General features: G+C 56.1%; 8 protein-coding genes. All 8 read left to right on the top strand.

What is annotated here, in order from left to right:
• The first annotated feature begins 2,183 nt into the window (after positions 1-2,183).
• Complete coding sequence (locus FSO04_RS03070; RefSeq protein ID WP_233464722.1) at positions 2,184-2,507, top strand: hypothetical protein; 324 nt, start codon at positions 2,184-2,186, stop codon at positions 2,505-2,507.
• Between the two features lie 1,225 nt (positions 2,508-3,732).
• Positions 3,733-5,262 carry a mannose-1-phosphate guanylyltransferase/mannose-6-phosphate isomerase gene (locus FSO04_RS03075; protein ID WP_154558287.1) on the top strand — a complete coding sequence of 510 codons (1,530 nt, stop codon included), beginning with the start codon at positions 3,733-3,735 and terminating at the stop codon, positions 5,260-5,262.
• 46 nt (positions 5,263-5,308) lie between these two features.
• Positions 5,309-6,688, top strand: coding sequence for an undecaprenyl-phosphate glucose phosphotransferase (locus FSO04_RS03080; RefSeq protein ID WP_154558288.1), 1,380 nt, complete (start codon positions 5,309-5,311; stop codon positions 6,686-6,688).
• Positions 6,689-6,955: 267 nt separating this feature from the next.
• On the top strand, positions 6,956-8,128 hold the full coding sequence (locus FSO04_RS03085; RefSeq protein WP_479687405.1) for a polysaccharide biosynthesis/export family protein: 1,173 nt from the start codon (positions 6,956-6,958) through the stop codon (positions 8,126-8,128).
• Positions 8,125-8,565 (top strand): low molecular weight protein-tyrosine-phosphatase, encoded by a 441-nt coding sequence (locus FSO04_RS03090; protein WP_154558289.1) that lies wholly within the window; start codon positions 8,125-8,127, stop codon positions 8,563-8,565. The genes FSO04_RS03085 and FSO04_RS03090 overlap by 4 nt, the downstream gene beginning before the upstream one ends.
• A 3-nt stretch (positions 8,566-8,568) precedes the next feature.
• Positions 8,569-10,773: a polysaccharide biosynthesis tyrosine autokinase gene (locus tag FSO04_RS03095; RefSeq protein WP_154558290.1), complete on the top strand. Its 2,205-nt coding sequence runs from the start codon at positions 8,569-8,571 to the stop codon at positions 10,771-10,773.
• Positions 10,774-10,839: 66 nt separating this feature from the next.
• Positions 10,840-11,958 carry a GDP-mannose 4,6-dehydratase gene (gmd, locus tag FSO04_RS03100; RefSeq protein ID WP_154558291.1) on the top strand — a complete coding sequence of 373 codons (1,119 nt, stop codon included), beginning with the start codon at positions 10,840-10,842 and terminating at the stop codon, positions 11,956-11,958.
• 5 nt (positions 11,959-11,963) lie between these two features.
• On the top strand, positions 11,964-12,188 hold a 225-nt coding region (locus FSO04_RS03105), incomplete at its 3' end, for an NAD-dependent epimerase/dehydratase family protein (protein ID WP_154558292.1).

Genomic DNA, 12,188 nt, shown 5'->3' on the forward strand with positions numbered 1-12,188 from the left:
TCGGCAAGATATCGCTCAAGAATATCTGTCTCCAGGACCATGGATGATACAAGGGTGGGCTTAGTCTATGGCGCCAAAAGATTGGTTCGAGACGCCATCTATCACTCCAATCTCTAACTTCTTGTTATCCAATTGCGTGGCGAGTTGCCGAGAAAATCCGCTTGTGAAAGATCGCGGAAGAATGGCAACCTAAATTCGGCGGAATCCTTCAACGTTTTGGCGGATCGGATCAGACACAACGTAGGACTATGCGTCGCTGGAGGTCTGACCTTTACACGCGTTAGGGGTGCAACTGTCTGTGGGGTATACAGGGTTTATTTTGACGTTCACTCGAGGGGGCGCCACACTCATTTCCGATTACGCATTGCGATATAACCTAATTTCCACACACGATGACGCACCGACTTGTTGATTTTGATCTGTATGCAAAAACAGAATTGCTTGCCTATCTGGTCGCCTCACAACTAGTAATGCGTCAGAGGACAAGCCAGTGGCTAAATTTCGAGCAACTTGTCGAATATTCACATCTTTGGCTACGGTTAAACGGTCGCAGAGCTGACTGGCTTCAGCGCGTCGGGCTTGCGTGCCGTGCGCAACGTTTAGCGGAACAGATAGAGCAAACTTCGCGAGAAAGGTACGACGCAAAGACTGTGGCACGTATGTTTTTTGATGGTCTGCGTCTGGACTTGCGATCCCCTGTCGTGACGGAGATCTTCGTCGTGTGCGCGAGTAATCTCCCGGGTCAGGTAGTCTTCCATGGTGAGCATGGCGTGACGTGAAACTGGTAGGCGGTGGTGGGGGAATAGGCGAATTGGACTGAAGTTCGTCTGGCCGTGCATCGGAAATTGCCTTACTTGACGGAGATGCCATCTTACGCGCCTTCGCTTAACAAAGAGAACAATCCGTTATGCGTAATATACCCAACCCTGTTGGCTATCCAGATTAACAATGTCCTGGTCAAATTCTTCCGACACACACACGCGTGCAGATCTACTGACCTATCTCGTCGTGTCGCAGTTAATCAGACGTCGACTGACTGGGAAGTGGCTGACTGCGCAACACGTGGTTCAATGCACGCATCTGTGGATGTGCGTTAACGGCAGGATCGACTTGCTCCAGCGTGTGGCGCTGGGCAGCTGCGCACAGGCCTTGGCGATGCATGTAATGCAAGTGTCGAAGGTTCGATTTGACGCCAAGACGTTAACAGATGCATTTGTCGATCACGTTCATCTCGACTATCAATCTCGAGCCGTCGTGGAGGTGTACCACGCCTGCACCGTCCATATCACGTCGGGATCGCGCTTCTTGGACCGCCGTGCGAAGCGCGACAGGCTGTAGCCTGCGTTGTGTTGTTCTGGCCAATGCAGACCACTACAGACTATACCTGTGGCGGCGCGTTGGATCTTCTGATCGGGTGCATCTTGAGAGACTGATGGTTGTTCTGTTGGATCTTGCGATTCTGAAGTAGCTGGGATCTTGCCGATTTAATATCGAACGCCTGCGATTGGTGGCCAGCAGTTGCCAGTCAAATTTGGCGGTTGAGTACAAAATTATGTCGGAACAGCGTCGCAGTCGTCGACGAAAATACACTTCTCTCAAGCCTCCGGCAGTAATCCTCGGAATAGCCGGAAGCTTTTTTAAACCGACACCATGTGTCGGTTTTTTTTGTTTCGGGAAAATTAGGAGCGGTCGAAAATCAATGTTGACCGATTAAGAAATGTATCCGCGAGCTTATGAAATCTCTCCGCTTCGACCTTTAGTAGTTGGGTGAGCTCGGTCCGCGTTTGTTCTGGGCGTGTCGATGCACAGATGACTTCCATCGCCAAATATCGTTCGTCGAGGAGGGTGTTTAACACTCTTGTCTAGTTTCGTTCGCGAGATGAGCCATGCGACTCACTCTGGTAAGCAGATAGGTGATCAGACGATCGGTGTACCGAAAGTATTAGCAAAAGTCTGTCGCTATCAGTCATGGCTACCCCCGTTGTATGGTTGGTAGATTTGCGTAAAAAAATCCGACTGTACTGCTGTGCAGCAAGCGGCCATCTATAGTCGATCACGCCAGACGTGCTGCTCCGACCAGTGCCTGGATCGCCGACTCGCACCGTTCCGGAGCGGGGCACGCCAGCAGGTCACATACGTAAGCCGGCGGAGCGAAAGACGACGGATAAAGCCAAACGTTTGTCATGAAAAATGCTGCGTTGCAGGATAGGCTCAAGACGTCTCAATTGTTAGATCAAGTGGCGAAATATATGACGATCGCTCTGTCGATTCTTTCGAAATTTTGTTTCGGCTGGACGCTTGTCTATCTGATCTTCAGCTTGCTTTCTGCTTTGAAGGTCGGGAGGCGGCACTTCCAACCGGTCGTCTTTCTTGAGTTTCAGCCGCATCGCGCGCGCGGCCCTTGGGAAGCTGCAAGGGCTAAGTTGATGATGCGGATGGGGCTATGCACGATCTTCATCGTGCCCGTCGGAATTGCGTCTTTTATCGCGTCAGTGTTTATTTCGTAGATCTGCAACGTCAGCTTCAATCGAGGACTGCTAACAACATCAATGAAGGCTTCCCTGGCGCGGTGTTAGCCGGACGTCCTGTCCCGGGCAATAAAAACAACCACTTGAAGTTACAGACAGTCAGTCGCAATTCTCAGTGACGCTTTCGGAACAGTAATTGTTCCGGTCGTGGGCGATCGCCTCGGATGCGGCCTTCGGTATCGGATGAAATCATGTCGGTTGTGGCGGCAATAGACCGGAAAGTTGGGTGGAGTCAGCCAAATCCATGGCGCATTTTGCCACGGTAGTTTGCTCATATTTTTCCGACCCGGTGCACCTCATTGACCTGAAGATCTGGCGCGAATTGGTTTGATAGCATCAGATTAGCGGAGCACGAGGATTGGAATCCACAGGTCGCTTCAACGTGTGCAAAGGATGTATGGGCTGGCTTTCGCACCTGCAAATTTCCATTCAATTCGTGCAGATTGTGGACCATCGAAACTGAATGGATTCGGATGCGTTGTATGGGCTCGGATGCCCCTTTGGAAGAGCGTAGCGGTGGAATTGACGCAGCCACGGAGTAGAGTCAAGCAGGCGTCAAACAGTGAGATTTTCTGGATAAAGGATGCCCGGTCGAGGTCGTGGCAGTTCACCCTAAATTGCTACGTGAATGGGCTGTTGTATGTGTGCCAGGCACAATGCGCGAGACACGTGAATGGCCTACTCAGACGCGTCAGGAGCGAATGGGCTAAAACGCCAACATGTTGGCGTTTTCCGTCAGTCACATTACGTCTGAAGGCAGCCTATGTATGATGCACTGCAACTGAAGCCCAGGCGGTCGTTTTAAAAATGAGAGATGGCGGTAGTGTTTGAGATTTAAGCTATTGCAGATCATTCATTACGGCACTCGGAAAAGGCGAGCAGAGTTTTTTGTGAAGAAATGACGTACATCATCGGACTATTTAAAATGCGCGATCTTTATGGTCGGTGCGAGAAGTACGAATCTCATGTCACGTTAATACTCCACGTCACTGCTGCGTGTGGCTGCAGCTGGCGCCAGTCGTAAAACGCACCGCTCAATTCAACTCGCATCTGTTTTGGGGCAGACGTTGTAGTGTCGCTGGACATGACTTTGGCGAACTTTGTACGGCCCATGATCGAGGGAGATACGTCAGGCCGCCTACAGTGTGGGGAAATTAAAAGTGCAACATTTCTGATCCTGTTGGAATGTCGAATAGGAGTACGTATGGGTTACACGTCGGTCAGTGAGGCGGAAGTTAGTGATAGTGATATCAAGATAGTTCCGACGGAAGAGCGGGTTGCCTCTGCAGCGGCTGTGCGACTCGTACCTGTTGTACTTGCGGGAGGAGTGGGTTCGCGACTGTGGCCCGTGTCACGGGAACAATATCCAAAGCAATTGATTGATTTGCTGGGGCCGGATTCGTTACTACAAGCAACTGTGCAACGGATGAAAGGGTTCCATGCCGATGGAGGTACGGTGAGTACGCCGATCATCGTATGCGGCGACGATCACCGCTTCGTTACGTCGGAACAACTCCGGGCAAGAGGAATCGACGCACGCATCGTGGTTGAACCGACGCGACGCGACACGGCACCCGCGCTGACACTCGCCGCTGCGGCGGCGTGTTCGGATGGTGACGACGCGATCATTGTTGCAATGCCGGCAGATCATTCGATCGAGAACCTCAATGCCTTCCAGTCGACGATTGCGTTGGCGGCTCGGCATGCGCAGCACGGCGCGATTGTGACACTGGGCGTGCCGCCGACGCGTCCTGATACGGGCTTTGGTTACATCAAGCTTGGTACTGACCTTAGCGGTGGCGCGCATCGTATTGAGCGATTCGTCGAAAAACCGGTGGCCGAATTGGCCGCGCGGTACATCGCATCGGGGCAGTACTGGTGGAACAGCGGAATATTCGTTGTGCGGGCGAGCGTATGGCTCGCTACGCTCAAGATCATACAGCCGGCGATGCACGACGCGTGCTTGTTAGCCCACGCGCAAGGTACTTGCGATGGGTTGTATTTCCGTCCTGGTGTAGAGGCTTTCAAGTCTTCCCCGTCGGACTCGATTGACTACGCGGTGATGGAACGTCTCGGATCGGACGAACGACTCGCGGAAGGCGTGGTGGTATCGCTTGACGCAGGGTGGTCGGATCTTGGGTCTTGGGACGCCGTATGGGAAGCACTCGACAAGGACGCGGACGGCAACGCTGCGCGCGGACGAGTCGTGTTCGAAGGGACGACGTCCAGCTTCGCCCACTCGCAGGGGCGTCTCATCGCCTGCGTCGGCGTGACCAACGTGGTCGTTGTGGAGACCGACGATGCCGTGCTGGTCGCCGACCGCTCGCGCTTGCAGGAAGTAAAGAGTGTGGTTAGCCGGATGAAAGCGCTGCAAGCTCCCGAGGCCGATGCGCATCGAAAGGTACGGCGCCCATGGGGTTACTACGACTCAATCGATCGTGGTGAGCGATTTCAGGTAAAGCGGATCGTCGTGAATCCGGGCGGCCGCCTGTCATTGCAATTGCATCACCATCGCGCCGAGCACTGGATCGTGGTAAGCGGCACGGCGCTCGTCGCGCGTGGCGGTGAGGAATTCATGCTCAGTGAGAATCAGTCGACGTTTATTCCGCTGGGTGTGACGCATCGTCTGGAGAATCCGGGCAAGTTGCCACTCGAACTTATCGAAGTGCAGTCCGGATCGTATCTCGGCGAAGACGACATCGTTCGTTTCGATGACACATACGGGCGCGCGTGACGCGTCGGTATGTTACGCAGTCCAACTTCAGGCGGGGAATCGCGAGATGCTCGGGATACAGGCGTTATTGGCGCGGCTTGTCGATTTGGTCCTCATCGTGACGGGGGCCATGGTGGCGTCGCATATTCGCTTTGAGGATCTAGGGCAGAGTCGAGGAGACGGGGCGTTTATTACGTTTTCCGTCGCATTCGCGTTGGTGTCGTTTCCGGTTTTCGGCTTGTACGAGTCGTGGCGTGGCCGTTCGTTGTTGCGATTGACCGGACAGGTTTCGATAGCGTGGCTGGTGGTGCAGGCGTGCGGACTGGTGCTGATGTTCTCGCTGCACCGCACGGATTTCATCTCGCGCCTGTGGTTCGCCTATTGGACCGCGATCACGGGCGGTGCATTGATCGTATCGCGACTGATGTTACATGCCGTTCTGCGCAGCGTGCGTTATGCCGGTCTGAATTTGCGCAACGTGGCAGTGCTCGGGGTCGGGGCTCATTGCCAGGAAGTGGTGGGCAAACTCGAGGCGTCCCCTTCCAGCGGTTTTCGTGCATCTGCGGTGTTTGATGTGGGGCCGGAAGGAAGTGTCGTGCTGAACGGCGTGCCGGTGTTCGACGATTTTCACAAGTTTGCCGAACACGTTCGGAGCGCAGGCGTACAGGAAATCTGGCTGGCTTTGCCCTTGGCGGAAGCGTCAACCATGCTGCGCTTCGTCAATGAATTCCGTGACGACCTCGTGAATATCCGCTTCATTCCTGACGTGCGCAGCATGGCGTTATTCGAAGGCGGCGTGATCGACCTGATCGGGGCGCCGGCGATTAGCCTTGTCGCATCGCCTTTGCCAGCACGCGCAATCGTGCAGAAGGAAATTTTCGATCGCGTATTTGCGGCGCTTGCGTTACTCGCGTTGATACCGTTGTTGACGATTATTGCGGTTGCCGTGAAGTGTTCATCGCGTGGGCCGGTGTTTTTCACGCAACATCGCAAAGGGGCTGATGGCCGCGTGTTCAAAATCTACAAGTTCCGGACGATGCGTCCACATGCCGAAAAGACAGGCGTGGTCACGCAGGCTACGAAGGGTGACCCGCGCATCACTCGCGTGGGTGCCCTGCTGCGACGGACGAGCCTTGACGAGCTACCGCAGTTTTTCAACGTTCTTCGCGGCGAAATGTCGGTGGTCGGGCCTCGTCCGCACGCGATCGAGCACGATGAGCTTTATCAGAAAGTCATCAACGGCTACATCCATCGCTACCGGATCAAACCGGGCATTACTGGTTGGGCGCAGGTAAACGGATTCCGCGGCGAGACGGACCGGGTCGAGAAGATGCAGAAGCGCGTGGAGCATGACCTCTACTACCTGCGCAACTGGTCGTTCGCGTTGGACATGCGGATTGTCGTGACAACGGTAGCGAGGGGACTGGTTAGCAGCAACGCGTATTAGCGATCCAGATGAAACACTCATGCGGTAAATAAATTTCGGAATTGACGCTGTGAACCGCGCTTTCAGGCTTGTCGGCCCGCGAGGTGATGCGTGACCGATTCCTCCCGCGTGTACGCATACAGACCACGTGTTCCGCACGGAGAAAGCGCTTGACGCCAGATCTGAGTGCGCATTAGCCGAATCCGGGAAATGGCTTTTCGCCATTCCTGAGCGGCAATAGCTATCGCCATGTGAAAGAAGAGTTGGACGAAATTCGAGGAATAACTGATGGGATTTTTTGGAAAGTGTAATGGAGATGGAGTGGAACGTCCTGATCGCCGCTGTACTCGTCTACTGATGAGCGTCGCCGCAAGTACTGTGTTGTCGGCCTGTGCAGTGGCTCCTGGTATGCGGATGTCTACTCCGGCAACGCTGCCGGTCGCAAGCGGGAACTCAGAGGTGCCGCCGATCGAGATGCAGATTCCGATTACCGATATCAACGTCGCCTTGACAGAAAGGATGCGCGAGGCGGATGCGCAGGCAAACGCAGTGCAACTGCGTGAGCTGATGAGTAAGCCGGAGCCGTACACATTGGGGGCGGGGGATGTTCTGCAGATCACCGTGTGGGATCACCCTGAACTGATGGCGGCGCTGGGCGCCCAGACGCAAACGAACAACCGGCCCTTCGATCCGGCGCAAGGATTCGTGATTGACAGCAACGGTAATGTGCAGATGCCATATGCGGGTAACGTTCATGTTGCCGGCCTACGTGTCGATCAGAGCCAGCAGGCGGTGTACGCCGCATTGAGCAAAGTGTTCGTCCGGCCGCAGGTGACGGTGCGTGTGGCTTCGTTTCGTGCCAAGCAGGTGTATGTGGACGGCGAGGTGCGCGCGCCGGGCGCTGTTCCGATTAACGATGTTCCACTGACCCTGTTCGAAGCCGTTAACCGGGCCGGCGACTTCAGTACGACAGCCGATCAAAGCCGGATGGTCCTCGTGCGGGACGGCGTGTCCTATCGGTTGAATCTCACAAGCATGCTATCGAGCGATCAGAACCCTTCAAAAATACTGCTAAAGAACGGTGACTTGTTGCGTGTCGTTTCGCGCGATGACAACGGCGCATTTGTCATGGGCGAGGTCAACAAGCCTGTAACCGCCATTCCCATGAAGAGCGGCAAGCTGACATTGAGCGATGCCCTATCGCAGGCCGGCAGCGTGAATACTGCCAGTGCGGACGCAGCGCAGCTCTATGTGATTCGCGGCTCGTCCGAAACGACGCCGCAGGTATTCCATCTCGATGCGCGCTCGCCAGTCGCCATGGTGCTGGCGAATCAATTCGAGTTGCAGCCCAAGGACGTCGTGTATGTGGATGGTAACGGTCTCGTTCGCTTCAGCCGTGTGCTGAATCTGCTGCTGCCCGCGATCAACGCAGGCCTGACCGAGGCGATTGTAACGAAATGATAGACAGCATCCTTGTTGTGTGTGAAGGAAACATCTGCCGAAGTCCGATGGCTCAGGCGCTGCTCACGAAGCAGTTGCCTGGCGTTAGTGTAATGTCCGCCGGCTGGGCCGCGGTCGTCGGACGCGGTGCCGATCCCATCGCTATCGAATTGATGGCGGAGCGTGAAATTGACATCAAAGGTCATATTGCCGTGGACTTGAACCTGCTCCACATGCGCTCGGCAGAACTTGTTCTGTCGATGACGCAGGAACAGCGCAAGAGGATCGAAACGAACTATCCCTTCGCGAAGGGCAAGGTCTATCGCCTCGGTGACCATGAGGGCATAGACGTACTTGACCCGTACCGCAAAGGACGCGCGGCCTTCGAAACGGCCTTGGCGCAGATTGAGCGTGGCGTGGCGCACTGGCTCGACGCAATGGTTCGACTGACTCACTAATCTATGGCATCCGTAAATCAAAATCGATTCATCGATTCGTCGAATGGCGACGAAATACATCTCTCCGACTACCTTTCGGTTATCGCGGAGAGCTGGAAGCTGATCGTTGCCGTCGCGACGACCGTGCTGATAATCGGGACCCTCTATGCGTTTATCGCAAGGCCGGTGTATCGCGCGGACGCGATGATCCAGGTTGAAGACAGTGCAAATTCAACCAAGGACGCACTCGGCGAACTCGCGTCGATCTTCGACACCAAGCAGACGGCCGACGCGGAGATCGAATTGATCCGATCGCGACTCGTGGTCGGCCAGACAGTGAAATCGCTTCACCTCGATATCAGCGCGCAGCCGCGTTATTTCCCGCTCATCGGCGCCGTCCTGGCGCGGCGTGCGAGGGCCAATGAATTAGCACCGGCTCTGTTTGGCCTCGAGCGTTTCGCGTGGGGCGGCGAGAATATCGAAGTATCGCTATTCAATGTGCCGCGTGACCGATACGACGTGAGGTACACGTTGGTGGCGCGCGGCGGAGACAAATTCGATCTGGTCGATCCTGATGGCGACGTTGTTCTTCACGGGCAGGTGGGCAGCGTGACTCGAGGCAGCGAATCAGCGGGTCCAGTTGAATTGCAGGTCTCGCGTCTTGAAGCGCGACCGGGCACACAATTCTTTCTGACTCGGGCTTCCACGCTCCTCACGGTCGATCAGTTGCAGGATGCGCTTGTCATTGCCGAGAAAACCAAGCAGTCCGGGGTGATCGGCGTCTCGATCGACGGCGCGGACAGCAAGCGCACCGCCGAGGTCATCAATACGATCGCCGCGACCTATGTCCAGCAGAACATCGACCGGAAGTCCGCAGAAGCGGAACACACACTCAGCTTTCTCGACCAGCAATTGCCGCAGCTTCGCAAACAGCTCGATCAGGCAGAGGATCGCTATAACGCATTTCGCAATCAGAAGGGAACGGTCGATCTGACAGAAGAAAGCCGCCTACTGCTGCAACAGATCGTCGACAGCAAAACAAAACTCGTCGATTTGCAGCAACAGCAGATCGAGATGGCACAACGGTTTACGCCATCACACCCGGGAGTTTTGGGACTGGATGCGCAGATCGCCTCGCTCGAAGCGCAACAGACCCAGTTGAACAAGCGCGTCTCGACTTTGCCGGACACGGAACAGTCCGCCCTGCGCCTGTTGCGTGATGTGCGGGTCAACACGGAGTTGTACACGAACCTGCTGGACAGCGCGCAGCAGTTGAAGATCGTCAAGGCGGGTCAGGTTGGCAATGTCCGCGTGGTCGACTACGCCGTTGCGGGCGAGGTGCCGGTCAAGCCGAAGCGGGCGCTCGTAATCGTTCTGGCGGCGGTGCTGGGACTCATTGCGGGAACGGTGGCGGCATTCGTCAAGAATGCGCTGTTCGGCGGCGTGGAAAACGGCGACGAAATCGAGCAGGTGCTGGGCTTGCCGGTTTATGCAGCCGTGCCACACAGCGAGACGCAGGTGCGTTTGCGTCAAGGCATGCGACGGGGCCGCACCGGCCATCACGTGCTTGCTTCGATCGCGTCGCACGATGTGGCCATTGAAGGGATTCGGAGTCTGCGCACCGCGCTGCAGTTCGGCCTGCTCGACGCTGCCAATAACGTGATCGTCATTACTGGTCCGCGTCCGGAGGTCGGGAAATCCTTTATGTCGGTGAATCTGGCGGCGGTGCTTGCGAGCGGAGGCAAGCGCATATTGTTGATCGATGCGGACATGCGGCGTGGCGATTTGCACAGTTATTTCGGCGTGTCGAGACACCCGGGACTTTCGGATGTCATCGCTGGCCTGGACATCAACAGTGCGGTGCTGCGTGAAGTGCTGCCGAACCTGGACGTCCTGCCGAAGGGTTCATTGCCGCCGAATCCGGCTGAACTGCTGATGAGTGAGCGCTTCAAGACGATGCTCGATCACGTTTCGAGTCTCTACGACATCGTCATTGTCGATACGCCGCCGTTGCTGGCTGTGACCGATGCGGCGTTGATCGGTAAGCACGCCGGCACGACCTTGCTCGTGGTGCGTCATGGCCGCCATCCCATGCCGGAAATTCTGGAGTCTGCCAACCGTCTGCGCAATGTCGGTGTCGCCCTCAAGGGCGTGCTGTTTACCGATGTGCCGCAGAGACGTCTTGGCTATGGCACGTATTACTACGGCTACGAAAGCAGTGCGGATTAAGCGTCACAACCCCCGAGCAAGGCGCGTGGACGGTCCCGGCGCATCGATTATGAGGAGCATCACACCATGAGTCACAAAGTTGCCTTGATTACCGGCGTCACAGGTCAGGACGGTTCGTATCTCGCCGAATTATTGTTGAACAAGGGCTACGAAGTTCACGGCATCAAGCGCCGTTCGTCGCTGTTCAACACGGAACGAATTGATCACCTGTACGAGGACCCGCATGCATCCGATCGCCGCTTCATCCTGCACCACGGCGATCTGACCGACTCGACCAGCCTCGTGCGGATCATTCAACGCGCGCAGCCTGACGAGATTTATAACCTCGGGGCACAAAGTCACGTCGCCGTCTCGTTCGAGGAGCCGGAATATACGGCGAACGCGGACGGCATCGGCGCGCTGCGCATTCTTGAGGCAATCAGGATTCTCGGCCTCGAAAGGAAGACGCGCTTTTATCAGGCCTCGACGTCTGAACTCTACGGATTGGTACAGGAAATCCCGCAAAAGGAAACAACACCTTTCTACCCGCGAAGCCCCTATGCGGTGGCCAAGCTGTACGCCTACTGGATTACCGTCAACTACCGCGAAGCGTATGGCATCTACGCGTGCAACGGCATCCTGTTCAATCACGAGTCGCCGGTGCGCGGCGAGACCTTTGTGACGCGCAAGATCACTCGAGCAATCTCACGCATTGCAACAGGCCTGCAGGATTGTCTGTACCTCGGCAACATGTCCGCACTGCGGGACTGGGGTCACGCGCGCGATTACGTCGAGATGCAATGGTTGATGCTGCAACAGGAACAGCCCGAAGACTTTGTGATTGCGACAGGCGTGCAGTACAGCGTGCGTCAATTCGTTCAGCAAGCCGCCGGCGAATTGGGTGTTCACTTGCGCTTTGAGGGATCGGGTGTCGACGAGGTGGGCATTGTCGAGCGCGTCGTAGGTGGCGAAGCGAAAGTCGCGCCGGGCGACGTGATTGTGCGTGTCGATCCGCGCTACTTCCGCCCAGCCGAAGTGGAAACGCTGCTGGGCGATCCCACCAAGGCGCACGAAAAGTTGGGCTGGAAGCCGGTTACGTCGTTCGAATCGCTGGTTAAGGAAATGGTGCGAGCCGACTACCAGGTCGCGAAGCGGGATGCGTTGGTAACGCTCGCGGGTTTCAAGACGTTTGAGTTCAACGAGTAAATACCATGGACAAGAACGCTCGAATCTTCGTTGCCGGGCACCGCGGGATGGCCGGATCGGCATTGCTACGCAATCTCGCTTCACGCGGCTACGACAATGTGGTGACGCGCAGCCGCGCCGAACTCGACTTGACCGACCAGGCGGCCGTCGAGCGATTCTGCCGCGAGGAGGCGATCGATGTGGTCATACTGGCGGCCGCCAAGGTCGGCGGCATCCTGGCTAACGATACC

Source organism: Paraburkholderia madseniana (assembly GCF_009690905.1).
GTDB lineage: Bacteria > Pseudomonadota > Gammaproteobacteria > Burkholderiales > Burkholderiaceae > Paraburkholderia > Paraburkholderia madseniana.

Bases quoted from the DNA above. Each gene is read 5' to 3' on its own strand.
- FSO04_RS03070 (WP_233464722.1), top strand. From the start codon at position 2,184: ATGAAAAATGCTGCGTTGCAGGATAGGCTCAAGACGTCTCAATTGTTA.
- FSO04_RS03075 (WP_154558287.1), top strand. From the start codon at position 3,733: ATGGGTTACACGTCGGTCAGTGAGGCGGAAGTTAGTGATAGTGATATC.
- FSO04_RS03080 (WP_154558288.1), top strand. From the start codon at position 5,309: ATGCTCGGGATACAGGCGTTATTGGCGCGGCTTGTCGATTTGGTCCTC.
- FSO04_RS03085 (WP_479687405.1), top strand. From the start codon at position 6,956: ATGGGATTTTTTGGAAAGTGTAATGGAGATGGAGTGGAACGTCCTGAT.
- FSO04_RS03090 (WP_154558289.1), top strand. From the start codon at position 8,125: ATGATAGACAGCATCCTTGTTGTGTGTGAAGGAAACATCTGCCGAAGT.
- FSO04_RS03095 (WP_154558290.1), top strand. From the start codon at position 8,569: ATGGCATCCGTAAATCAAAATCGATTCATCGATTCGTCGAATGGCGAC.
- gmd (WP_154558291.1), top strand. From the start codon at position 10,840: ATGAGTCACAAAGTTGCCTTGATTACCGGCGTCACAGGTCAGGACGGT.